25 protein-coding genes are annotated in these 25,370 nt (G+C 32.7%); 6 read left to right on the forward strand and 19 right to left on the reverse strand.

The window, feature by feature from the left end:
- Window positions 1-105: 105 nt before the first annotated feature.
- The gene (locus AABD74_RS11700; protein ID WP_406842976.1) at window positions 106-2,427 is read right to left on the reverse strand and encodes a TonB-dependent siderophore receptor; all 2,322 of its coding nucleotides are present in this window, start codon (window positions 2,425-2,427) and stop codon (window positions 106-108) included.
- A 238-nt stretch (window positions 2,428-2,665) separates the two neighbouring features.
- Here AABD74_RS11700 and AABD74_RS11705 point away from each other — a divergent pair, with 238 nt between their 5' ends.
- Complete coding sequence (locus AABD74_RS11705) at window positions 2,666-3,826, forward strand: MFS transporter (protein ID WP_232681318.1); 1,161 nt, start codon at window positions 2,666-2,668, stop codon at window positions 3,824-3,826.
- Window positions 3,827-4,082: 256 nt separating this feature from the next.
- Here the strand turns inward: AABD74_RS11705 and AABD74_RS11710 are convergent, their stop codons facing one another.
- The 7 genes from AABD74_RS11710 to AABD74_RS11740 all read right to left on the reverse strand — a co-directional run bounded on the left by AABD74_RS11710 (window position 4,083) and on the right by AABD74_RS11740 (window position 11,671).
- Window positions 4,083-4,559, reverse strand: coding sequence for a DUF6265 family protein (locus AABD74_RS11710; protein ID WP_232681319.1), 477 nt, complete (start codon window positions 4,557-4,559; stop codon window positions 4,083-4,085).
- A gap of 324 nt (window positions 4,560-4,883) precedes the next feature.
- Entirely contained in the window at window positions 4,884-7,202 is a 2,319-nt protein-coding gene (locus tag AABD74_RS11715; RefSeq protein WP_406842978.1) for a DNA topoisomerase 3, read from the reverse strand.
- Window positions 7,203-7,336: 134 nt separating this feature from the next.
- The gene (locus AABD74_RS11720) at window positions 7,337-8,566 is read right to left on the reverse strand and encodes a hypothetical protein (RefSeq protein ID WP_406842980.1); all 1,230 of its coding nucleotides are present in this window, start codon (window positions 8,564-8,566) and stop codon (window positions 7,337-7,339) included.
- A 4-nt stretch (window positions 8,567-8,570) separates the two neighbouring features.
- Window positions 8,571-9,491 (reverse strand): hypothetical protein, encoded by a 921-nt coding sequence (locus AABD74_RS11725; RefSeq protein WP_406842981.1) that lies wholly within the window; start codon window positions 9,489-9,491, stop codon window positions 8,571-8,573.
- A 6-nt stretch (window positions 9,492-9,497) separates the two neighbouring features.
- Window positions 9,498-10,529, reverse strand: coding sequence for a hypothetical protein (locus AABD74_RS11730; RefSeq protein WP_406842982.1), 1,032 nt, complete (start codon window positions 10,527-10,529; stop codon window positions 9,498-9,500).
- 276 nt (window positions 10,530-10,805) lie between these two features.
- Window positions 10,806-11,300, reverse strand: a complete 495-nt coding sequence (locus AABD74_RS11735; protein ID WP_406842984.1) for an SRPBCC domain-containing protein — start codon at window positions 11,298-11,300, stop codon at window positions 10,806-10,808.
- Window positions 11,301-11,314: 14 nt separating this feature from the next.
- On the reverse strand, window positions 11,315-11,671 hold the full coding sequence (locus AABD74_RS11740) for a hypothetical protein (protein ID WP_406842985.1): 357 nt from the start codon (window positions 11,669-11,671) through the stop codon (window positions 11,315-11,317).
- Between the two features lie 163 nt (window positions 11,672-11,834).
- Between AABD74_RS11740 and AABD74_RS11745 the strand changes: the two genes are divergently transcribed.
- On the forward strand, window positions 11,835-12,161 hold the full coding sequence (locus tag AABD74_RS11745) for a hypothetical protein (RefSeq protein ID WP_406842987.1): 327 nt from the start codon (window positions 11,835-11,837) through the stop codon (window positions 12,159-12,161).
- A 101-nt stretch (window positions 12,162-12,262) separates the two neighbouring features.
- Here the strand turns inward: AABD74_RS11745 and AABD74_RS11750 are convergent, their stop codons facing one another.
- Complete coding sequence (locus AABD74_RS11750) at window positions 12,263-13,435, reverse strand: M57 family metalloprotease (protein WP_406842988.1); 1,173 nt, start codon at window positions 13,433-13,435, stop codon at window positions 12,263-12,265.
- Between the two features lie 592 nt (window positions 13,436-14,027).
- Between AABD74_RS11750 and AABD74_RS11755 the strand changes: the two genes are divergently transcribed.
- Both AABD74_RS11755 and AABD74_RS11760 read left to right on the forward strand, forming a co-directional pair.
- Entirely contained in the window at window positions 14,028-14,405 is a 378-nt protein-coding gene (locus AABD74_RS11755; protein ID WP_232681324.1) for a GreA/GreB family elongation factor, read from the forward strand.
- A 204-nt stretch (window positions 14,406-14,609) separates the two neighbouring features.
- Complete coding sequence (locus AABD74_RS11760; protein WP_406842989.1) at window positions 14,610-15,395, forward strand: DUF5995 family protein; 786 nt, start codon at window positions 14,610-14,612, stop codon at window positions 15,393-15,395.
- Window positions 15,396-15,599: 204 nt separating this feature from the next.
- On the opposite strand, the gene AABD74_RS11765 is transcribed toward AABD74_RS11760, so the two are convergent.
- The 9 genes from AABD74_RS11765 to AABD74_RS11805 form a co-directional block, all read right to left on the reverse strand.
- A complete protein-coding gene (locus AABD74_RS11765) occupies window positions 15,600-16,199 on the reverse strand; it encodes an REP-associated tyrosine transposase (RefSeq protein ID WP_406842990.1) in 600 nt (199 codons plus the stop codon).
- A gap of 350 nt (window positions 16,200-16,549) precedes the next feature.
- Window positions 16,550-16,960: a DUF6157 family protein gene (locus tag AABD74_RS11770; RefSeq protein ID WP_406842991.1), complete on the reverse strand. Its 411-nt coding sequence runs from the start codon at window positions 16,958-16,960 to the stop codon at window positions 16,550-16,552.
- Between the two features lie 186 nt (window positions 16,961-17,146).
- Entirely contained in the window at window positions 17,147-17,347 is a 201-nt protein-coding gene (locus AABD74_RS11775; RefSeq protein ID WP_232681332.1) for a YqaE/Pmp3 family membrane protein, read from the reverse strand.
- A gap of 150 nt (window positions 17,348-17,497) precedes the next feature.
- Window positions 17,498-17,872 carry a superinfection immunity protein gene (locus AABD74_RS11780; RefSeq protein ID WP_406842992.1) on the reverse strand — a complete coding sequence of 125 codons (375 nt, stop codon included), beginning with the start codon at window positions 17,870-17,872 and terminating at the stop codon, window positions 17,498-17,500.
- A gap of 272 nt (window positions 17,873-18,144) precedes the next feature.
- A complete protein-coding gene (locus AABD74_RS11785; RefSeq protein WP_232681334.1) occupies window positions 18,145-19,164 on the reverse strand; it encodes a hypothetical protein in 1,020 nt (339 codons plus the stop codon).
- Window positions 19,165-19,459: 295 nt separating this feature from the next.
- Window positions 19,460-19,909: a hypothetical protein gene (locus AABD74_RS11790; RefSeq protein WP_406842993.1), complete on the reverse strand. Its 450-nt coding sequence runs from the start codon at window positions 19,907-19,909 to the stop codon at window positions 19,460-19,462.
- Window positions 19,910-19,963: 54 nt separating this feature from the next.
- Window positions 19,964-20,452 carry a hypothetical protein gene (locus tag AABD74_RS11795; protein WP_406842994.1) on the reverse strand — a complete coding sequence of 163 codons (489 nt, stop codon included), beginning with the start codon at window positions 20,450-20,452 and terminating at the stop codon, window positions 19,964-19,966.
- Between the two features lie 44 nt (window positions 20,453-20,496).
- Complete coding sequence (locus AABD74_RS11800) at window positions 20,497-20,898, reverse strand: hypothetical protein (RefSeq protein ID WP_406842995.1); 402 nt, start codon at window positions 20,896-20,898, stop codon at window positions 20,497-20,499.
- A gap of 172 nt (window positions 20,899-21,070) precedes the next feature.
- On the reverse strand, window positions 21,071-21,643 hold the full coding sequence (locus tag AABD74_RS11805) for a hypothetical protein (RefSeq protein ID WP_406842996.1): 573 nt from the start codon (window positions 21,641-21,643) through the stop codon (window positions 21,071-21,073).
- Window positions 21,644-21,944: 301 nt separating this feature from the next.
- Here AABD74_RS11805 and prfA point away from each other — a divergent pair, with 301 nt between their 5' ends.
- Entirely contained in the window at window positions 21,945-23,021 is a 1,077-nt protein-coding gene (gene prfA / locus AABD74_RS11810; RefSeq protein WP_232681339.1) for a peptide chain release factor 1, read from the forward strand.
- Window positions 23,022-23,300: 279 nt separating this feature from the next.
- On the forward strand, window positions 23,301-24,632 hold the full coding sequence (locus AABD74_RS11815) for a DUF5723 family protein (protein WP_406842997.1): 1,332 nt from the start codon (window positions 23,301-23,303) through the stop codon (window positions 24,630-24,632).
- Between the two features lie 344 nt (window positions 24,633-24,976).
- Here the strand turns inward: AABD74_RS11815 and AABD74_RS11820 are convergent, their stop codons facing one another.
- Window positions 24,977-25,333: a hypothetical protein gene (locus AABD74_RS11820; RefSeq protein ID WP_406842998.1), complete on the reverse strand. Its 357-nt coding sequence runs from the start codon at window positions 25,331-25,333 to the stop codon at window positions 24,977-24,979.
- Window positions 25,334-25,370: the final 37 nt, after the last annotated feature.

Genomic DNA, 25,370 nt, shown 5'->3' on the forward strand with positions numbered 1-25,370 from the left:
GCAGGATTTTAAAAAATCTATTTTCAAAATTTATTGTTAGGAATGTATTTAGTATAAAAAAATAAAACCATTCACCGCAGCGAATGGTTCTACTTAAAATGAAGCCTAAAGTTTAAGCGTTAAATTGACTAATACATTGGCTGGATTTTGTGCCATTCCATAAGAATCCCAGTATTTTGTATCGGTAAAATTATTATACTTTATACCAACTCTCCATGCTGGTCTGTCATAAAATACTGTTGCATTATAAATAGAATAAGAAGGAGCATAAAAACTTTCATTTTCAAATTTATATTGTTTGTCTACATAATTACCTCCAATACCAAACCCTAAATCTTTCAGTTTGTTTTGAAATTTATATGACAGCCAAAAATTCACAACATTTTCCGGAGCACCGCTTGCCTTGTTACCTTCGATAGCAGTATTTGATGATTTAACGATACGATTGTCATTATATGCATAACCTGCTATAATATTTAAACCCGCAATAGGATTAGCAATAAATTCAAAATCAATTCCTTTGCTTACTTGTTTTCCGTCCTGAACATTAAATCCGTCAGGAGTTGTTCTGGTGGCATTATCAATAGTAATGTTGTAATAACTAAGTGTTGTGCTTATTTTTTTATCAAATGCTTCTATTTTTACACCACCTTCGTATTGATTAGCATAAATTGGTTTTAAGATTAATAATGTTCCGTCAGGCTGGTTTACTGGCCCGGAATTTTGAAAACCATTCATGTAGTTCCCAAATAAAGAAACCTGATCTTTCACAATTTCATAGACTAAACCTAATTTTGGGGACAAAGCTGTTTGATTGTAACCCTCAGTATCTTCTAATTTTTTCTGAACAAAATTATCAAAACGAAGACTCAGCATTATAGATAAACGATCTGTAAAACTAACTACATCTGAGGCATATACACTAAAAGTCTGCTCATCCGGAACACCAAATTCTAAATCTTTTAATGCTGCATCGACTTCTTTTTTTCTAATAGGTTCAAAATCCTTTGTGATATCTATTATATCCAGGACTCCTGTTGTAGCATATTTGAAAGTTCCTTTTGTAAATCTGTAATTAATACCGGTTAATAATTTATGTTTAATGCTTCCTGTAGAAAATTCACCATTAATATTTTCCTGAAAATTGGTAAAGTTGTTGTGGATTGGACCAAAACGCGATACTATTCGCTGTACTTCTGTTGGAGAATTCCATACGGTATAATATTGATAACTGTAATCAACTCTTTCATCTACCCATGAAAAAAGCGTTGTCGATTTCCATTTATCAGATAATTTATATTCTGCCTGAGCAAATATTTTTGGAGAAGAAGTTTTAGCATCGGCATCATCAGCAAACAGGCTGGTTCTGTAATCCAATTTTAGATCTGTCGGGTTTGTAAGTCCGGCTGCATAAGAACGTCCGTAAGTTGGTCGGGTATTATTTGTATTATAAATTTCGGTATCTAAACTCAACGTTAATTTGTCTGTAACTTTATAAATAATACTTGGTGCAAACAAGACCGTTTTATTAAAACCATAATCTAAGAAACTGTTTTCTGTGTTTGCAGAAGCATTCATCCTAAACAATACTTTCTTGTCCTGAGTCAGCGGCATATTAAAATCGACTGCAATACGCTGTAACCCAAAACTGCCTCCGGTATATGAAATTTCTGTTTTACTAGCTTCAAAAGGCTTTTTAGTAACCAGATTTACGACTCCTCCAAAAGAAGAAACCGAAGAGCCAAATAACGTTCCCGAAGGCCCTTTTAATACTTCAATTCGTTCTGCATTATCAATAGAAACTGAGCTTCTTCCGGAAAGGGTTTCCATACCATTTCTGGCGTTAACTCCGGTACTGAAACCTCTAAAAGTAATTTCAAGCCCTCCCGAAGGATAAATTTTGGTAGTTGTGCCGGGAGCATTTAGAACAGCGCTTCTTATATCAACCGCAATTTGTTCCTGCAAAAGTTCTTTGTGAATAACATTATATACCTGCGGATTTTCCAAATTTTTCAATGGCATTCTCGCCACATAATCGGTTTTTTTAGACACAATATTTTTCTTGCCGTTTACTATAACTTCTTTCAGTTCTTTGTTAGAAACTTTTAGTTTTAAATTAATTATAGTTGTTTCACTTTCTACAACAATTACTTCATTTTCAAGTGTTTCATAACCTGCTAATGAAACCTGCAGCATATAAGTATTTGCTTTTATGCGGTTAAAATCAAAACTTCCGTCTTCATTTGTAACTGTCCAGTATTTTGAATTTTTTAAAACTATATTAACTCCGGCTGCCTGCTCACCGTCTGATGTTGTGATGGTTCCTTTAATTTTTCCGTTGTTTTGCTGAGCAAATGTAATAAGGAAGGTTAATAGAAAACTAATTGTAAATAGAAAACGAGGTGTTTTCAAATTAAGGTAATTCATTTTTTCTTTTTAAATGGTTTATAATTAATTTTATTTAGAATAAATAAAAACAATACAAATGTAAAAATTATAAATTCGTTAACAAACATTATTTAAGTTCATTTACTAATGATTTGTTATAATTGAATAAAGAAGAAATGAAGGGATAAAAGTCAAAAATTATAAGGTTTTATTAAATATAAAAAGGGCAGTAATTCCCTTTAAAAGCTTTATTTTTGCAATCTGAAAAACAGACTTCATGATTTTACCCTTCTTCAAAAAAATACAAAATACGCCTAGGGGATTCCGTATAGCAAATACTGTGTTTTTTTTTCTTTCCGGATTTGGCTATTCTTCGTGGGTATCGAGAATTCCGCACATACAAGCGCAATTACATTTAAGTGAAGCTGAGTTTGGAGCTGTTTTATTTGCATTTCCAATAGGTTTAATGCTTACAATGCCGTTTACAGGAAAGTTGTTGAATAAGTACAGCAGCCGTTATATTATGCTGTTAGGAGCGATTATGTTTAATATTGTTCTTTCTTTACCGGGTTTAGCGGCTTTTGTGTGGCAGCTGGTTATTATACTTTTAATTTTTGGTGCTTCTCGTAATATTTTCAATTTATCGATTAATGCACAATCTCTGGAAGTGCAGAAATTATATCCAAAATCGATTATAACCCGTTTTCATGCCGTTTGGAGTATTGCTGTTTTTTCGGGGGCAGGTTTAGGTTATGTAATGGTAACACAGCATATTGCACCGGCACATCATTTATTAGGAGTAAGTGTTTTTATGCTGTCTCTTACGGCTTGTTTTTATCCGTTGAGTATTCACAACGAGCCTGTACCGGTTAAAAAGAAGTTCTTTTCGATGCCGGAAAAAAATCTTGTCAAGTTTGCCCTGATTTGTTTTGTATCTATGGCTTGCGAAAATACAATGTATGACTGGAGCGGTATTTATTTTGAAAATATATTGAAAGCGTCGCCAAAATTAACCAGCGCAGCATTTGTGTTTTTTGCCACAGCAGTAACTTTAGGACGTTTGTTTGGTGATTATGGAGTAATGAAATTTGGTACGAAACGAATTTTGCTTTACAGCGGTATTTTAATCACTTCTGGTTTCGCTCTTTGTTTTATTCTACCGTATGCTTACCCAACTATTTTTGGTTATGTTTTAATAGGGTTTGGGGTTTCCTGTGTGGTTCCTCTGGTATTTAGCATTGCCGGAAGATCTTCAAAACTCAGCAGCGGCTCTGCATTAACTTCTATATCTACAATTGGTTATCTTGGGTTTTTGCTAGTTCCCCCAATGGTAGGTTTTATCTCTGAATATTTAAGTATGAAATGGGCGTTTTTAATAATGGCGCTTTTAGGTATACTTATGATTTTTATGGTGAATAAGATCGGGGAGAATGAGTAATTTTGTTTAAGTTACTGAGATTCTAAGATGCTGAGGTGCTAAGGTTTTTTTGCTGTTTTTGTTATATGCATTGTAGATAATTCTTTGCTTAAACCGGATTGAAATCCGGCCCTACAAAATTGATCGAACCTCCGGTTCTTCTAGTATTGTGAAAAATTCCGGAGGAATGAATCGTATTGTAGTGACGGATTTCAATCCGTGGAAACCAATTTGTGATAAATCTGGAAGTTCCGTAGGAACGACAAGTTTTATTAAATTATTTCTTCGTCATAACAAACTTTTCCGAACTCGGTTTCCCATTTAAATTCCCGGAAATTTCAGCAGTTAAAGTATTATTTGCTCCTTTTGTATACGTTATTTTTTGAGGATAATCGTGTTTAGCGTTTTCAAAAACCAATTGTTTGTCTGATTCTGCAGTTGATAGAAAAGCTATAGCTTTCTCTTCATTTTGACCTTTTACGGTTGCGAAATAGGTTAGGGTTTCGCCTTTTTGAGCGAGAACAATAGTTTCAAAATGTAAAGTATCTTTTTCTTTTATAAAATAAGAATAAGCGTTGAAAGTACTGTCGTTTAGTTTTTCCCAGTTTTCGGTTAAAACACCGTCTGGAGATTTGTTTTCCCAGTTTCCGATAAGCCAGTCGGCAATTTTAATTTTATCAGTTTCTGAAGATTCTTTTTTTTGACAAGAAACAACAGCTAATACAAGAGTTAAAAGAGTAATTTTCTGAAACATATTTATGAGTTTTGATTGTACTAAAGTATGAAAAAAATTGGTTGCCACGAATTACACTAATTTTCACGAATTAGTTTTTGAAAAACTGGAAATGTTTTTCCACTCCCGATAGCTATCGGGATAAAAGGATTAAAATGATTTTTTTCACGCAGATTTTGCAGATTTAGGCAGATTTAATTTTGATTCTGAGTTAAATAAATCTGCGCACATCTGCTAAATTTTTTTTAAATCTGCGTGAAAAAGAATTAGTGAAAATTCGCGTAATTCGTGGCAAAAAAACAAAAAAATCTTTTCTAATCCTTTTAATCTGTGGCTTAAAAAAATCTAAACATTTTCCTCTAAAATCGAATACACCAATTCCTTAGTTGGTTTTTGATCTTTTAATTTGGCACGGACTTCATCAAAAGTGACTTTAAAATCACAGCCCGATTTATATTCAGTGCAGCCGTAAGCGGTTTTCCCTTTTAGAATTGTTCCTTTTTTGCATTTCGGACAGATTAAAGAATCTGATGTTTCTTGCGTTGTTTTCTTCGTTTCGGTTTTTTTTGGTTCTAATTTGAGTTTGTAATTTTCCTCAAAACGAATTAAACCTTCAACCGTTCCAGCATCAGTTTTAAAGCCTTTTATATTTACGGTTGAGCCTTTTTGAACCAATCGTAAATATTGGCTTTCGGTAATTTTTTTACCTGAAAAAACATAAGGCAGCACAAAATCACAGCCCGCCTTATATTCGCTGCACCCAAAAGCCGTTTTTCCTTTTATAAAATTCCCTTTCTGGCATTTCGGACAAGTTTCTGCCAAAATTCCATCGGCTTTCTTTTTCTCAGGTTTTACAACAGGTTTCTGAATCGTTGCTGCATGAGAAATATTGGCGTGTCTCGTTTCGCTTCGAACCTCGGTAACCAAAGCTTCGACCATGCGTTTCATATTTCTAATAAAAGCGGCAGCTGTAAAAGTTCCTTTTTCGATATCTTTTAGCTGTTTTTCCCAAGAACCCGTAAGTTCAGCCGATTTTATCAATTCATTTTGAATTGTATCAATTAACTGAATTCCGGTTATTGTTGGTAAAACCTGTTTTTTGTTGCGGACAATATACTGACGTTTAAAAAGTGTTTCAATAATATTCGCACGTGTTGACGGACGTCCGATTCCGTTTTCTTTCATTAATTCTCGTAAATCTTCATCATCAACTTGTTTTCCTGCGGTTTCCATCGCACGCAGTAAAGTAGCTTCGGTAAAATGATTGGGCGGTTTGGTTTCTTTTTGAAGGAAAGACGGTTCATGCGGGCCTTTTTCGCCCACAATAAAACTCGGCAGTAAATCGGGTTCTTTTTCTTTTGCGTTTGTATTGGGCGAAGCCGAAGTATCGAAAACAACGCGGAAACCTTTTTTCAGGATTTCTTTTCCTGTGGCTTTAAACATTACATCTGCTGCTTTTCCTATCACTGTCGTGTTGGCAACGAGACAATCGTCATAAAAAACAGCAATAAAACGTTTTACGATTATATCATAAACCTGCTGCTGATTGTATGGCAGATTAATTTCTATTCCTGTTGGAATAATCGCGTGGTGGTCTGTTACTTTTTTATCGTTGAAAACCTTAGGCGATTTTTTTATTTTTTTTCCTAAAAGCGGTTCTGTTAAATGACCATAATTCGTCAGTTTTTGTAAAATTCCCGGCACTTTTGGGTAAATATCACCTGGCAGAAAAGTTGTATCAACTCTCGGGTATGTAATGGCTTTTTGCTCGTATAAAGTCTGTGCAATTTTAAGCGTTTCTTCTGCCGAAAACCCAAATTTTTGATTGCAATAAACCTGTAAACCCGTTAAGTCAAATAGTTTTGGTGCATATTCGTTTCCGTTCTTTTTATCGACAGAAACGATTTCGAAATCACTTTCTTTGACTTTTTCGGCCAGAATTTCTCCGTCTTCTTTTTTCAGGAAACGACCTTCTTCATAACTAAAAAGTGTTTCTCTGTACAAAGTCTGCAATTCCCAATAGGGTTGTGGTTTGAAATTTTCGATTTCTTTAAATCGGTCTACAACCATTGCCAATGTTGGTGTCTGCACGCGTCCAATAGATAATACTTGTTTGTAACCGCCATGTTTTACGGTATACAAACGTGTAGCATTCATGCCGAGAAGCCAGTCGCCAATAGCTCTTGAAAATCCGGCGTAGAATAAATTATCGTAGTTTTCGGATGGTTTTAAGTTGTCAAAACCTTCTTTTATGGCTTCGGTGGTTAGGGATGAAATCCACAAACGTTTTATTTCGCCTTTATAATGCGCTTCGTTCATTACCCAGCGCTGGATTAATTCTCCTTCCTGCCCGGCATCCCCGCAGTTTATGACCAATTTGGCTTTGTCAAAAAGACTTTTTATGATTTTAAACTGCTTTTGAATTCCCGAATTCTGAACGACTTTGGTTTCGAATTTTTCTGGAAGCATTGGCAGGTTGTTTAAATCCCAGCTTTTCCAGTGCGGTTTGTAATCGTTGGGTTCTTTCAAGGTGCATAAATGCCCAAAAGTGTAGGTTACGGCATAACCATTGCCTTCGTAATATCCGTCGTGTTTGGTATTGGCGCCCAAAACGGATGCGATTTCGCGTGCTACACTTGGTTTCTCAGCAATACAGACCTTCATTTTCTCCTTTCTTATTTAAAGAGCGAAGTTAGGATTTTTTTTGGTTTTGCCACAAAGGGCAAAGGCGCTAAGTTTTTTATACTGTTGTGTTGGTTCTCGCAAAGGCGCAAAGTCGAGAAAGATAAACGTTAAAATTATGCACTTAAAAGCAGCTTATTTATATCATCTAAAAAAAGAAAATATAAAAAGGTTAAAAGCCATAATGAGAAAAATAAAATCGAAAAGAATATATAAGTTCGAGATGATTCTTTTTCTCCTCGTTTTCTTTTTTGAAACGTATTATTAGGCTCAAGCCAGTCAGGAGTAGGTTGATTTCTAACAGTCGAATCCGTTTTCGACTGTATATTATTTAAATTATTTAGGTATTGCGGTTTCGTATTTTCATTTATATAATTTATAAATTCACGTTTGTTTTCATTGTGGAATAGTTTTATTTCCTCAATTTTTTTATCGGTGTGTATGTAACTTATTGCTTCTTTTATTTTTCTTGAAAATTCCGAATATTTATTTTCTACAACATCAACTTGTTTTTTTGACTCGTCTATTTTTCTGCTATTTTCCTGATGCAGTTTTATGTTTTGCTCAATACTCTCTTTAAGCGACCTAATATTGTTTTTCTTGTTTTCTTCAAGTTCAGAAAATTCTTTTTCAAAATCATGAAGTATAATTTGCCGCTGTTTCTTTTTTTCTTCTTTTACAATTTGTATTTCATCATTAAATCCTTTTTCATCTATTGTTTTGTAAAGGTTTTTAGCAACAGTAAAATTTGCAATTTCCTCATGGTCAGTAAAAAAGATAGTGTCAAAATTATTTAATAATTCTAATGATTTTTTCAGGTTTTGCTGCAGTGTGTTTTCATCTATATGAGAATAAACAACCAGATTTGAATTTGATAACCTGAAATTAGAAGGCTCGTCAATGTTTTTAAGATGAAAGCTGAGTTTGTCAAAATCCTTAGGCATATCAACAGTAAAGTCATCAGAATGATTTACCATTATGGTTTTATCATCGATATTTTTGCTGACTAATATTTCATGAAATTCATTGAGTTTGGTAATCGTCAGATTATCTTCTGCAATTTCGTTGGTAAACAAGATACTGGCACCAACAAATGTTCCCCCTCGGTCAGAGTTTTTTTCTTTTGCAAAAGAATATTTAGTGTATGCAATGGCGTTTAATCCGTTTACTGATTCTTTACGAATGGAGTACAGGATACTGTTTTCGAATAATTTTATGGCGTTGGTATTAAGGTCGAAGGTTTTAATTGATTTTGCAATATTTTGATTTCCTAAATAAAAGGTCTGTCTAAAACCATAAGGGTTCCCAAATGTACCAAAAGCCAGCAGGTATATATTTTGTGTCATTAGTTTAAAAGCTAAATTTTAATCGTTCCCAGAAAGTTCCTTCATAATCTAACGAATAGCCTACAATGCTTTCGTAAAGCCAGTTTGACAAAACTTCGGCAGGAGCTAAATTTAAAAGTGTGATTCTTTCTCCGTTCCCATTGTTTTCAATACTGCCAATTGTGAAATAGGTTTTATTCAATTCATAAGAATTTATTCGGGTATTGGTTCTCGGCAGCCTTTCGTTTATAAAGTTTTCCAGTTCATCTTCATTTGAAACATCTGTCCTGCCAGATTTGTCCCATTTAGAAACAACTAAAATTACATTTATCGATTTCAGGTTTTTCCCTTTTCTCTCGAGTTCGTCCAGAAATTCGTTTATTAAAGTATCTTCCAGATGTGCATTGTCATAACTGGTCACGATTATAAATGTCAGCGGAATATTAGCATTCAGGTACGCTTCGATACTGCTGTGATAAGTACCGCCTCTGCTGATATCTTTATGGTTTTCTCCCGATGTTTCCAGAAAAGTCAGGTTTATGGGCGGCACTTTTTTAGACTTATTATTAGGTTCAAAGATTAAGTCGAGTCTCGTAACCTGATCACGGGTAGTTCTATTGGGCAGAATACCTTGTCTTATGTTTTCAAAAAAATCGGCCAGTAAAACCTGGGCTTCTTTTGTATTGGGAGTACCCAGTTTTGGACGTAAAACGCCGGCTTGCGAACTTAAATAATACAAAATAGAAGAAAGAATAACCGATTTGCCTGATTCTCCTACACCAAAAAAGAAAATGAAATTACTTTCCTTATTTTTAATTTGGTTGGTACTGGCATTGGCCAAAGGAACAAAATCAGGTTTTGCATTATTTTGAGCATCATACGAAATTGGTTTTAATGTTTCATTGCTCAGGGTTAAAGGCTTTAAAGTATTGTTATCTTCAGTCATCTTGTTTTAGTTTTTAGCAATTAATACTTTTCCGTTTCTTTTACTGCTGCTGAATATACTGGAGTTATTACTGCTGTTTCCGCTGCCTGGGGTTGCAAGTAATACAATAATCACAATAACAAAGTCTAACAGGATACAGCCCATTAATACAACAAACTGATACATTCCAAAGTTTTTGACGGCATGATCAAAGGCAAAACCAATTTTTCCAACATCTTGTGTTTTGGAGATTTCAGGAGTGAATTTAAATTTATCGTCACCTAAAACGGAATGGGCACGATTTCCAAGTTTATTATATTCCGATAATGAATCATCAATTAGTCCCTGAGAGAGATCGTCTTTTTCTTTTTTTGAAAGCAGTAATAAATCCTGAATCTTTTTATTCCATTTTAATACGGCATTGTTTATATCTGTTTTTAAAGCTTTTTCTTCGGGCGAAAGGTCAGAAATCATATTGTCGACCTGCAGTCCCATTCTTTCTGCCAGATCATCATAATCATTAGCAACCGGAGTCAGGAAATCAACTTTTTGTCCGGTTAATTTTTCGATGTCACGTATTAAAGACTGGGCTCTTGTGCCTATTCCTTTATTTCCGGGATCTTTGATCTGCTCCATCATTTGTTTCTTTTTAATTTCGATATCCTGAGCAGTTTCTTTGTTATACTTATAACTTAGTTTGGACTGAACATCAGCTTCCAGATTATTAAAACGTTCGTTTATATCCCTTAATTCAGTAGTATAAATATCGGTTTTCATGAATCTGGTGTACAAAGCATTAAAATTTGCTATGAAACAAAAGGAGGCAATAAAAAGATAAATCCCTACCAGATTTGAAGTGGTGCGGCCTTCTACTTTTGCAGTTCTGATCATCCAGATTAAAAACAATAATAAGAAAGATAAAACTAAGGCAATTATAAAAGAAGCCGGGCCAAAAATCTGATCTAATCCCAGCCAGGTCTGGTAAAAACTTACACTAATTAATAATACAGCCAGTATAGCCAAAAAAATGTCGGTTACTTGAATTGATTTTTTACTCATTGTTTGTAAAATTTAAGATTATGTATCTGTTTTAGTTTTTGGTTTCAAAAAATACCCGATTCTTTATAGCATAAAAACATATGAACAAATCAGGATATAAATTTGTTATTCAAAACTAAGGGCTTTACAATCAGTAGTTTTACGGAAATCCGTAAATGAGAAAAATTAATTACGGATTTCCTTTTTTAAGTAGTAATAAAGCACTCCCATAAAAAAATGCGTAAAAGTCTTTTTTGACCCTTACGCATTTTTGGCTTTTTATATTTTAAGAATGATTTAATTATTAATCATAGGATTCAAATTATCATCTTTGTTACGTAAATCTAAACCTCCTTCATAGACTGATTTAAGATTGGTTAAGTAAAAACCCCAGCCGTTTGAACAGCCGAGTCTGATATATTGTTTAGAATAATCATCTGTAGGGATATTGTACTGGTGGAGTTCGACCACGGTATAACCGTTTGTTTCGGTTAGTTTTATATCTACCAGACAAGTTTCTTCAAAAGTAAATTGTAATTCGTTTTTTCCGTTGGCAGAAATGATTTTTCCTTTCATGGAATCTTTATACAAATACCAAAGCCAATTATAAATTGTACCTTCTGCAGCGTTTTTGTCTTTACTGATTGGTTCTTGATTTGTATCAAAAAAAGATACTTTTTCGAGAAACCATTTTTCTAATTCATCTGCAATTGTCCAGGCATTATAAATGTCGCTGAGTTTAGCCTTAATCGCTATTTTTTTTGTGAAGGATGTCCAGTCGAAGTTTTCCATGATTAAAATTTTATTTATTCACACAACAAAGTATCAAATTCTAAATGAAGCTGTGTTGCTTCATCACCTACATTAACCCATCTATAATTTCTTAAGATATAAGCATTTCCACTATCTAAAGTTACCCATTCATCAATTCCTCTTGCTCCATTTTTTAAATCATCTTTTGGGAACAATCCAATTGGAGCAGTATAACTTCTATTTTTAGTTAAGTATTTACAATTGCTTGTTTCTATTTCAGATTGTGAAATGTATTTCGATTTTGTTAAAGTGGGAAGTGTATTATTCACTTGTATTGGAGACATTGAAGAAGAACAGGAATTAAGAAATAAAATCGCTCCAATAAGATTTAGGTTGATCAGCTTATTCATTTTAGATGGATTTAATTTATTATCAAATATAAGGTATTTCCTTAATGTTTTTAAGATCATTTTTATGAAAAAGATATCGGTTGAATACAACCGATTGTATACAATCACCTAAAAGTTATTTGTTATTTCTAATTTCGTTTTGAAGAAAAAAATGTAGAAAATAATGAAAACACAATATACGGAGCAAACAACAAAGCTTTTAGAATTACTGAAAAAAGGAAAAGATTTCAAAAAACTAAAACCAGATAATAATCTTGAAAATTCGTTTAGGGTAACGCTAAACGTATCGAGTTATAACGAATTAAATTTAATGGTTTCAGATCTTTTAAAAGCAAGTATTATTTTACTTAATAAAGATGCCCGAAGTATGTCAGTTTTAAAGGATGATGTTAATGTAATGACTCTGCTTGAAATTGCATTGCAGCTTCTGCCAGAAGAAGAAATGGAGTTATTGGATGATTTGCATCAATTTCATTTGCAATTGCTTTAAAAGATGGAGTTTTTGGGAAATATTAATATTTTGAATTGTAAAAAAAGCTGCAAGAATTATTTTCTTGCAGCTTTTTAAGTACGAATAAAAATAACAATCGCCTATAATGAACCTTCTAATTTAAATTTTCCTTTTTTCATAATATTATAATCCGGACTTCTATAAAGGTTTCCACTTGTATCTCGTATGGTAATATATATTTTAAAATTAGAAGTTTGGTTTCCAGTATCTGAATAAAAAGTATCAGCAACAGACATAAAATAACCTGTTGCACCCCAGCCAATAGCATAAGGAGCTCCAACGTCATTTACTTTTGAGTACCACCAAATAATACTGTCTAAATCAGCATTTGCCAAATTTCCTGTATAAGCCCATGTAAATATATTTGGTCCAGACTGTAAATAATCAGGTCCTGTAGCTGTTACTTGCGGTAAGATTACCGGAGCTGCTGGATATAGGTATCTAATAGCTACTAAATCATAAACTGAAAATCCATTCCAGGAATAGTTTGCAGTACCACCATTCATTACTGAATTTGGATCCTGAGCAGGGGTATTTGGGATAACATTTGCCCCATAACTTCCCGGACCTTCATACCTGTTAGGGTCATCCCAGTTTGTATGTCGTAAACCAATACAGTGACCTAGCTCGTGTACCAAATTATATCGTTTACTTCCTTCACTAACGCTTGTATTGCTCCAAAAATCTAAGTTTATTAGAATTTGATTGTAAGGATTATTATTGTTAGGGAATCCTGCCGAAGCTATAACATTATCCTGTAGGACATTCCCATCGCTTTTTATAACTATATCTGCGGTGGGACTGCTACTAGTAATAATATTAAAATGAACTGTAGATCCGCTAATGTTATTGAGATCACTTACGGCATAACTTAAGGCATCTCTCCAATTGTCTTCTCCGCTCGATGGAATAGAAGGATCGACGTAAACAGACATAAATGTAATTTTTAATATTGAAACTAAATTATTTGTAGCTGCGTGCCTGCTTGTGGTATTGTTTTTTGAATATGTTTTAATGTCTTTTGAAAACATTAAATCGCCCTCTACAAGATAAAAATCATCATATTCTTTGATTCTTTCTTTCTTAAAACCTAACGAGGTAAGTTTTGCTACAACAGGCGTTTCTTTTAACTCGCTTTCAATATTGCCTTGATTGGAATTTTCTTCAGAACAATTTTGAAATAAGAACAGGATTGAAATTGCAAACGCAAAAAGTAACGATTTACCGTAATACTGGTTTTTCATTTTTTTCATAATTTTTCAAATTTAATTTTGACTTGTTTAGTTAAATCAGGGAATTTTTTGAAATATTTATTATAAAATCTATTAGTTAAAACCATTTAATTATGAATGATTTACAAATGTTATTTCTTTGGTTGTGTGAAATAATAAATTAACAGCATAAAACTTATAATAAAACCTCATTTTCAAAAATAGCTTCTTTAAAATCAATAATCTTACGGAGAAACCGTAAAGCCGTTTTTACTAATACGGAATGGTATTATTTGTTTTCTTGTTTTTTGTAAGAAAATAAATGTATCTTGCAACAAGATTAGAATTGTAATAATAATGATGACTGCAAATTTTTATTTAGTAAACAGCTGTTTGATGTGCTTGATGTACACATTATTATATTTGCATGATGACACTTTCTTAAAAAACTCAAAAGAGTTTATTCATTATGCCCTGTCGCAACTCTAGGCAGGGATCCTTTTTATTTATTAGTTCGTTTTTTTAACCTCAATTTTCATTCAGGATGCGATATCATTGAATTAGATGGAACTGCAAGATATTCAATGAAGAGTTGTATATCATATTCTATGAAAAGTGAGCAAACAAGAAAGTTATGTCACAAAATATTATTTTAACCACAGGAACATACGATTTAATTAAAGATCACGTAAGAAGAAAAAAAGTAACGCCGCAAGAAGAAGAACTGTTATTAGGCGAATTAAAACATGCGTCTCAGGTATTGAGAAAAAATCTGCCAGAAGATATTGTTTCGGTAAACCGAAAAGTAACTTATAAAGATCACATTAAAAACGAAGAAAAAACAATTCTTCTTGTTGGTCCGGAAAAAGTAAAAGTGAGTAAAAACAAAATTTCGGTTCTTTCTGATGAAGGTATTGCAATGGTTGGTTACAAGGTTGGGGATCTTATCGAATGGCCTGCTAAAAAAGGAAATTTAAAATTAGAAATTTTAAAAGTAGAAGTAGAGGCTTAACATTTTTATTGTTTTCGATTTAAGTATAGTAACATCCCAAAAGAGTTTTCTTTTGGGATATTTTTTTGATGAAGACATCGATCTGTATGCAGATCCGTTTTTTGTATTAAAAATGGAAAAATAACAAGATAATTGCTTCAAAAAAAGGCTTATTAAAAGATTAAAATAATTATATTCGTTCTTCTTAATTTAACAATAACCAACATGAAACAAGCAAATACTATAGACGAAGTAATTCAGCTTTTGGATGAAATAATAGAAAGATCAAAAATAGAGCAAAGCGCTATAGGTTTATTTGCTGCCCTATATCGTGAAGTTACTGTAAAAATAAAAGAAGGTATTCACGATGGTTCTTTTCAAAATGGTGAACGAATGGAGAAATTGGATGTCATTTTTGCCAATCGGTACTTAAAAGCCTATTATCAATATCAAGCCAAAGAGAAACCATCAGAATGCTGGGGATTTGCCTTTCAACAAGCCGAAAAGTTTTGGCCAATAGTTGTTCAGCATTTACTGCTCGGAATTAATGCACATGTGAACCTTGATTTAGGAATAGCCTCAGCTCAGGTCAGTACGGTAGAAAACATCGGGGACTTAAAAGCCGATTTTGACCATATAAATACCATTCTTAGTAATCTGGTAGGAGATGTTGAAAAATGCTTAATCAAAATTTGGCCAACGCTCACGTGGATACTAAAATTTACAGGAAAAATAGACAACTTCTTTATTGATTTTAGTATGGAAACCGCAAGAGACGGTGCCTGGAAATTTGCCAATGAATTTGTGGCGGTTCCTGAAAATGAAAGAGAAGTCTGTATTCAGCAAAGAGATGAAAGAATAACAGAAATTGCCCGATTAGTTTCAAATCCGGGGTATTTTGTTAGTGCCGTTTTCAAATTCATTCGTTTATTCGAAAGAGGAACTGTTGCTCAAAAAATAATTGATATGCAGATAATGGAACAAAAAAAGATTGAATGTGCTGTTGCGTGATTTCAAAAAAGTGATTCCGATATTCGATAGTGCGGATTTGTAATCTGTGTCTGTAAAGATTGTTTTGTTTCTAAATATAAAAAAGCTGCATGATTTTTTGCAGCTTTTGTTTTGATGATTTCTATGTGCTAGCGCGAGTGTCCTTTGCTGTGCGAAGTCTCCCGACTTCGTACCCGTTCTGATATTCCATCGCAATTTTCAAATTCAATACTCATTATATCGCATAAAATTTTTCAAATTCAATGTATCAACAATGAGAACGTCGGCTTTTACGATTTTTAATAAACCAATGTCAGAAACATAATTATTGGCACTAGAATAAATATAATGCGATGCTTTTTCGACAATACCAGCACGAACCGGATTTAAATGAATATAATCTAACTTTGACCACATAAATTTGTTAGTATAAATTTCTTCGGGATGATTACCATATTGCCAAAACTGATAATTTTTGTTTCTGGAATGACTTTCAGTTGCTAATTTAAAACGTTCTAACATCCATTCTCTTCGACTCTCTGGATCAGATTTTATTTTTTCTATGATTTTTACAGCGGTAAATTTTTTAAAATCTCTCAATAAATCTGATAATTCTCCCTTTTCAGACTGCACAATCATATGTATATGATTACTCATAATTACATAGCCATATAAAATCATAGATTTGTTTTTAATGCAGAAATCTAAACATTCTATAACTATGTCTCTGTAGTTTTTTCTTGTAAAAATATCAACCCAATCTACAACTGTTGCTGTTATAAAATGAGGTAAATTTTGATCTCTTATTTTGTATCCGTCGTGCATTTTTTTTTGTTCAAATATAGTTATTTTTCTTACAAATAAATATTTGATAATCTTTATTGCATAATGGGATGGGTATGAAGTTGGGAGACTTTGCACAGCAGTTGCAATATTTATGAAGAAACAATTCGTAGAGTGAGGGTATTGAATGATTTATACAAACTTCATTTGTAAGTTTTATAAAAATCCTAAAGGCGCTGTGCGAAGTCTCCTGACTTCGTATCCGCATGCTATATTCCGTTTGGAATAGTTTTATTTTTCTTTGTGGATTATTGGAGTGGGTACGAAGTCGGGAGACTTCGCACAGCAGTCGTGATATTTAAGAAAGAACACTTCGTAGAGCGGGGGAGAAATTATCGAGCAGATTTCATGGCTTTTACTTTTTTGATTTTGGGATCTTTTAAAAACTTTAGGTATTCATCTGTTTCCATTCCGAAAAGGGCTATTTTTCCATTGTGGTCATTATGAATTCCAAAACCATATGTTTTTGAGAGAGGTGAGGCGCGAAAACAAGCTTGTCCTTTAGAAAAAAAATCTTGTCTGGCTTTTTCGTATTCGTTTTTTGTTAAATCATTTCTATTAGCAAATACCTGAAAAAGAACATCATCTGAGGAATATTTATATGGATTTTTGCTAATTAACTCGTATTGCATTTCTGCAACTGTTTTTTTGTCTTTGCTTGGTGGTTTTGTTCCGTGAGAAGCTTTGCTGTCTTCTGCTGTTTCTATAAAAGTATCAAAATAGTTGGTGGTGTGTATTTTCATCTTATTATAAATTTGCTTTGTAAATATAGATTTTTCTTACGGAATATTTTTACCAACGAAAATAATGTTTTTTATTTAGTGAGCATTATATCATGTCTTGACCGGCAGAGGACTACTTTTTTTCTCTTTATGTAGATTGCGTGTATAAGCGTAACGCTCACGATAGGGAGGACGTTCTTTATTTTTTTAAGATTTGGTTTTTATCGCTTTTATTAGTTTCTTATTACGTTTATCAGCTCTTGAATTCTGTAAAGAAATAACAGCCCAAATTGCTGCAGGAATCCAGCCAATTAAAGTTATTTGCAAGATTAGACAAATAATTGAAGTTAATATTCTTCCTCTCAAGAAGAATGAAGCAAAGGGAAAGAAAATTGCAATTAGTGTCATAATTTTTTTGGTTTGTAAATTTATTTAAACGTTTCACATATATGCGACGTTGTGGAAATAAAGGGTAACGTATTATTTGTTACCGAAAACAAACTTAGTAAAAAAAAAGACTCCCTCAGCTAGCGCAAGCGTCTCGTGTCAGCGAGTGAATTATGAAGCCAAAATTTTTGATTTTTGTTGTTCGAACTCTTCTTGAGATAAAACACCGGAATCTAACAAATCTTTTAGTTTTTGTAAACTATTTAATTTTTCATCAAAAACATTCTTTTGTAAATCGAAGGTGCTTTCTTCTTTCGGATAGGGATTATTGTTTACTACAATTGTTTGAGGTTCGTTATTTGTTGTGCAAGCCCAAACTAATGCAGCTATCCATCCAATGAATGTCCAGCCCAAAAAGAAATTCAATAATATTATTGCAGTGCGATTAGTTTTCTTGCGACTCAGTGCAATAAATGATGGTAAAAAGTAAAGTGCTAAAAAAGGAATTACAATTACAAGTAATTCTGTTGCTCCAATTCTTCCCATAATTGTTTTGTTTAATTAGTTAATATTTGTCTTTAGTTATTGTCTATGTGAATTTAACCTTGCTTGCTGTGCGAAGTCTCCCGACTTCGTACCCGCATGCTATTTCCATTCTATATTTTTTCGTTCAAATAAATTGAATATTTTATTTTAATAAAATACTTGTTACGTAATAATTGCTTATTGGAACAGGTACGAAGTCAGGAGACTTCGCACAGCAGTCTCGACATTTAAGAAAGAATACTCTGGGGAGCGGGGTCACTTCGTAGAGAGTGCTATTCGCCAATTATAATCTCTCTATAAATTCCTATTGGACTGACAGAAACTTTTGGATGATATACTTCGAAAAATTTTTCTAATCCTTCTATAGCTGAGAAAACCCCTCGAAACGCTTTTTCATAAACTTTTTCAACTGAGAGTTCTGTTTCATCATAATATTTAAATTCATCATTTGGATTAGTTCGTTTGTCAATGGGCTGTGGACAAGAGGTAATTATCCCAAAAATTGTAAGTTTTACATTTGGTCTACTTCCGTAAGTGTATATAATATTTTCAAAGTTCCCATTAACTAAGAATTGATTTTTTAAATTAGAAACTATTTGAAAATCTGGAAAATTTTCAAATGGAATAAGTTTAAAATTTAGGCGATTTGGATTAAAGGTTGATAAGAACGTTTTAATCCTCTCAACAAATGTCTCATCTAATAGATTTGTTCCGGACAATTGCTGAATAGTTTCATCAAATTTTTTCTCTGTGATTTTTAATTGATTTATTTCTTTTTGATTATGAGCTCTTTTCAGACTCTTCTTTTTAGCATCTATCTCTTTTTTTAAATTAATTATTTCTGGGTCTGATTCATGTGCGGAGCCAAATATTAGTCTTTGAATTTCATTAAAATTCTCAAGAACGGTAGTAAATCTCTGGTAATCTTCAAATGTACACCAACCGGTTGCTTTGATATATGTGAATTCAGGGACTTTTTCAAGAAAATTATTAAAAGTGCTATCAAATTCATTATTTAATTCTTTTAGAGTATTACTTTCAAATAATTTCGTTTCAATATCATTTAGTAGTTCATGAAAGATTTCTAATTTTTCTGTTTTTATAGTTTTTTCTTTGTCATTAACTCCAGTTTTTCCACTAATAATTTTTATATCAAAACCAATTTCAGCATCACCACCATTTTCGTTTTCAATTGCTCTAGTTATTTCTTGCAACAATCCTCCGCTGAGTTGACTTTGCAAAGATTTTGCTTTGTCATAATCAAAGTAAATAAAGTCTTTTATTGTCTTCATATTTGTTGTATATTTTGGTAAATACCGTCTGACTCATTTTATTTGCCCTTGCTGTGCGAAGTCTCCTGACTTCGTACCCGCATGCTATTTCCATTCTATATTTTCTCGTTCAAATAAATTGAATATTTTATTTTAATAAAATACTTGTTAAGTAATAATTGCTTATTGGAACGGGTACGAAGTCAGGAGACTTCGCACAGCAGTCTCGACATTTAAGAAAGAATACTTCGGGGAGTGGGTTACGAGCTCGAATCTCGTAAGTGTTTAAAAAGGTAAAGTTCTTTATCAAATGTGTTTAATTTTTACAACCGCAGTTAGACTTTTCCTTTTTACCTAGTTTAATTTGTTTTTCAAAAATCTTGTAATCGCAATCACATGCTTTGGAAAGTTTTTCTGCAATTGGACAATCATGAACAGCCGCACAAACTTTTGACCAAAGTAAAGGGAATGACTCTATGATGTTTCCCAGTTTATTTTTTCTATCAACATTAATTGAATGAACACAATCAATTTCGTTGCAACGAAGCCAAGTTTGAGGTTTTTTATCTTCGAACCAGTGATTTGGTAAATCAAATTCTGAGATGTCTATTGAATATTCTCGAGGAGGTACTTCGCTTCCTGTGAAATTACATATTGGTAAACATTTGACATGTCCAGTTTTTGGCTCATCTTCTAAAATTATGCATACATGAGATAATGGTATTCCTGCAAGAACTGCTTTGACAATATCTCCTGCTTTAAGCATGTCTTTTTTTCGTTTCCTTAAATAAAAAAATAAAAATATCATAGGGATATAGTCTTAATATAAATTTTCGTATCCCAAATCTGTTAATCTAAAACATTCAGGGCCATTTTTCCCATCTTCATGAGTAATAAAACCTTTTTCAATAAGAGAATTAATTGCTTCTTCAAATTTTTCTTTTTCTTTAGGATTTAGTTTTTGCAATAAACCAAAATTTAAATTTGCTAACATTAAAATGTGCCCAGCTTTTGAATTTTGTTCTTCAAATTTTTTTAATATTAAATCTTCAATATCATCAGTACTTCTACTATCTAAATATAGATTTCCAAAACCCAAATCTGTTAATCTAAAACATTCAGGACCATTTTTTCCATCTTCATAAGTAATAAAACCTTTTTCAATAAGAGAGTTAACTGCGGGTTCAAATTGGTCACGTTGTTTAGGATTCAATTTTTGCAATAAGCCAAAATTTAGATTTTTTAGCATTAGTATGTGACCTGCTTTAGAATTTTGTTTTTCAAATTCTTGTAATATTAATTCTTCCATGATTTAAAATTATTAATTGTTTCTTTAACTAATTAGGCTATTATTTATACAATTCTTACTAAAATATTATCGCAAAGTTTTTTTAATTCATTTAATTTAGGAACAATTTCCATACTTACTTTTTTATCTAACCATTCTTGAGGTTCTCCCCAAAAGTCTGCTTTATGATAGAGATATTCGGGCAAGCCATCCTTTAATTCTGCAGCAATTGATTTGTTTAAAGCTTCATGCCACAGTCTGCTTAATTCGGTATTATCAATGTAACCTTCATTCTTAATGAATTTTTTGGTCTCCAAAATTGCTTGATTTATTGAAGTTAATGCTTCAGCTAGTTTTATTTTTTTTTCTGAAGTATTAAAATAATTTTTCTCAATCCTATTAATTACTTTTTCAAAAACTAATTTGAATGACTCTACTAAAATTTCTTTTCCTATAATATCTACCATATTTGTGTTTTTTTAATTAACAATGTCTTTTCTTCTTAAGATAATGATTTGTTGTATTTTTAAATTGGTCAGTTGAACAATTTATATAAAAACAAACATCGTATTTTATTTAAATTTATAACTAAGTAAAAACACCTGATTTATAACTAAAATGAGATGAAAAATAATAACTTTATTTAATTTCTTTCAACATTATAAGTAATTCTGGAATTTTGCTGACTTGCGATTCTGTCCAGAAATAATGTTCATTATCTGTATTTCCGTTATCTTTTAAATAAATTGATATTCTTCTAGTACTTTTTTCTATATAAAAACTGAACGTAATTTCTCTTGAATTAAAAATATATGTAACAGATTGCTTTCTTTCAGTTTTATCTTTCAGATTTGGAATGACATATTGTTCAATAAAAACTATAAACTCGTCTACTTCATTTAAATCAATCCAAGAAGATTTGAAATAATTACTACTTCTTCCTGCAAATTGATATATTACAGTCATATCCATTTGTAATGAATTTACTTTTTTGTTTGATTTGAGGTCAATTGCTTCAACTGGAAAGAAAGAAACTACTTCACCTAGTCCAGATTTAAATTCTGCTTTAACATTCCAATCTTTATTAATCTGAGTTATCTCTGCATTATCAATAAATTGTCTGGTTTCAGAATTTGGTTTTTCGTTTTGAGAATAGTTTTTTGATGCGATTAAGAGTAATAAAAGTGTAATTAATATTTTATTGAATTTCATAATATTTTTATTTATTTTTTTAAGTGTTGTCAAATCTAATCCCTTTAAAAACAATTGTATTACGGGAAACCGTAAATGCTCTAAATAAATTCAAAAGCCCTAGCCCTGATAGAAGTGAAAATCCTTTTGTGCTGGGTTCGGCACAAAAGATTGTAACGGATAGCAGGAAACAGCTCCTAAAAAAAACTCATAATTCCACTAAAATTTCCCCCAAAACCACCCTCAAAATTCCCAAAAAATCAACACTAGAATTTTCCACAAAAATTTTGTAATTTTGCAGTCCAATAAAAGGAATTAGAAAATGTTAGATAGACTTCAATATGTAAAGCAGCGTTTTGATGAGATTTCGGATTTGATTATTCAGCCGGATGTTATTGCTGATCAAAAACGTTATGTGCAGCTTAACCAGGAATATAAAAGCATAAAAGCACTGGTTGAAAAGAGAGAAGAATACATTCTTGTTTTAGCAAATATTGACGAAGCAAACGAAATTATTGCTGACGGAAGCGATGCTGATATGACCGAAATGGCCAAAATGCAGCTTGACGAAGCAAAAGAACGCTTGCCGCAGCTAGAGGAGGAAATCAAATTTATGTTGATTCCTAAAGATCCTGAAGATGCTAAAAATGTAATGGTTGAGATTCGCGCCGGAACGGGTGGGGACGAAGCTAGTATTTTTGCAGGGGATTTATTCAGAATGTATACTAAATACTGTGAAGCACAAGGATGGAGAACATCTGTTGTGGATATGAACGAAGGAACTTCTGGAGGTTTCAAAGAGGTTATTTTTGAGGTTTCGGGAGAGGATGTTTACGGAACTTTGAAGTTTGAAGCTGGTGTTCACCGTGTACAGCGTGTTCCGCAGACAGAAACACAAGGTCGTGTGCATACATCGGCAGCTACTGTTATGGTTTTACCAGAAGCAGAAGAGTTTGATGTTCAAATCGATATGAACGATGTTCGTGTAGATTTCTTCTGTTCGTCTGGACCTGGAGGACAATCTGTCAATACTACGAAATCGGCAGTACGTTTAACGCACATTCCAACGGGATTAGTGGCGCAATGTCAGGATCAGAAATCGCAGCATAAAAATAAAGATAAAGCCTTAATCGTATTACGTTCTCGTTTATACGAAATGGAATTAGCCAAAAAACAAGAAGAAGATGCTACAAAACGAAGCTCTCAGGTAAGTTCTGGTGACCGTTCGGCTAAGATTCGTACCTATAACTACGCTCAAGGCCGTGTAACGGATCATAGAGTTGGTTTAACGCTTTACGATCTAGGAAACATCATGAATGGTGATATCCAAAAAATTGTTGCCGAGTTACAATTGGTAAACAATATGGAGAAATTGAAGGAAGCGTCAGAAGTTTACTAACGTAAACTTCTTAGGTTCAAAGATACATAGTTACAAAGGTTCAGAGGTTTCTTTTCTGACGTAAAATAGTAAGCCGAACATTTGTTCGGCTTTTTGTTTTTAAAAACTTTGTCCCTTTGAACCTTTGTCTCTTTGTCACTTTTTTACCAATATTGATCCCTCAAACATAAGCCTTTTCTTAAGAACTCAGAACCTCAGTGACTTAGCATCTCATAACTTTTTGTATTGTCATTTTTTATTTCATATTTGCGCTACTAATCAACCAATTATAGCCAATTTATGAAAAGAACTTTACTTTTATTATGCTTCTTTGGAAGCTTTTTTTATGTCCGGAGTCAGTCTTATTTTGGGTTTCGGGACGATAATTATGCCGGAATTCAGGGAGTTTTATTTAATCCGTCGGCAATTGTAGATTCTAAATATAGGGCAGATGTTACAATTGCCTCAGCAAGTATAACGGGACAAAATGATTTGTATGGTGTTAATTTAGCCGAAATATTTGACGGCGGTTACGATCTGGATACAGATGCAAAAAAGAAATTTAAATCTAACAACAGAGGGAATTTTAATGTCGATATTCTAGGGCCTTCCTTTATGTTGAATATTACACCGCAGCATAGTATTGGTGTTTTTACACGTGTACGCAGCATTACCAATCTGATTGATGTAAACGGACAGCTTATTGATGAGGTAAACAAAGATATTGATGCTTCAAATAGTTTTTTAATATCTGGAGGAAATCCTAACGGTGTCAGCAATTCGTGGGCAGAAATTGGAGCCAGTTACGGAACCATATTGCTAGATCGTGATGAACATTTTATTAAAGGCGGTATTACGGTAAAATATTTAATGGCTGGGGTAAACGGTTATATCAACGGAAATAATTTGAGTGTTGCTTTTAATAAAAATGATGCGAATCCGGCTTTGAGTTCCTATAATTCAACAGGAACTTTGAAAACAGCTGCAAGTTATGATTATGAAAACGGAAAAGATCCGGAGTTTGATATGGCTTCGGCAGGTATAGGTTTTGATTTGGGATTTACTTATGAATACCGTACCAATTGTCATACTTGCATAGGCAACAGATATAAGTTTAAAGCAGCCGCAGCTGTAACAGATATTGGTAAGCTTAATTATAAAAACCTTACTGAAAATACATATGATCTGACAGGAAATGTCACTCAGGAAGATATTGATAATGCAGATGATATTTTTCAATTTTTTGATACTTATTATACCAAAACCTCGTCCAGAAAAGGAGTAAAGGCAAATTTGCCAACGGCATTGCACACAAACTTTGACTGGAATATTAACAATAAGTTTTATTTGAATTTAAGCGGTGATTTTGGTTTAGTTGATGCAAAAAAGATCAACGGAACTGCCATTGCAAATTCGGTTACTTTTACACCCCGATATGAAACCAGACAGTTTAGCTTTTATGTTCCCGTAACCTGGATGGAATACAGCGGAACGCAGATAGGAACCAGTTTTAGAGCCGGACCATTATTTATTGGCTCAGGATCGCTGATTTCAAATTTGTTTTCAAACAATTCGAAAGGGGCCAATGTGTATGTAGGTTTGAAACTTCCAATTTATCAAAATTACAATTAAAGGTTCTGAGGTTTTGAGGTGCTGAGAGGCTAAGGTTTTAAAATGAAAAAGAGATTGTTTCACTTATGTGAAACAATCTCTTTTTTTTGGTTTGAGATTCTTAAGTTTTTACTTCGAAACTAAAAAATCTTAGCATCTTAGAACCTTAGTGCCTCAGAACCTTTATATTAAAAGTATTAACTGTTTAACCGTTTGTTATAGCAGAAACGTATAAACGAGTTAGATACCAAAAAATACTCGTGTGTATTCAAAACATTTATATAGATTAGAGTACATGTATACACCGTTTTTTAATACTATGTGGCTTAGCTTTTCCATAATGTTTAAAATTAAAGTTTAACAAATTACTCTCTGGATGATGATTCTTCTTCTGAAGTTTCGCCGGGTTTTGAAATCAGGTTGGTTATAATAAGCTGAACGATTGATCCTAAAATTCCTTTTAACATCGAATCGCCTTTTCCTACTATAAATCTTTTAGCCAGATATCCAATTCCAATACTGATGACAGATTGTGCCAGATGGCTTTTAAAACCAACTGTTTCGTTGATTTCTTCGACTGTATTTCGAATGAGGTTAAGAGGTTTTAAATTCTCTCTAATATCATCGATATGGTCTTTAATCGCACACCATTCAGTATTCTGACGTTCTTCTAATAATTTAATTCTCTGATTTAACTCATCAATAGTATAAATAGGATCCATAATAGTCTTTTTTAATTATTAATAGTTTTAATCAGTT

It is taken from the genome of Flavobacterium soyae, from assembly GCF_045348165.1.
Classification (GTDB): domain Bacteria; phylum Bacteroidota; class Bacteroidia; order Flavobacteriales; family Flavobacteriaceae; genus Flavobacterium; species Flavobacterium soyae.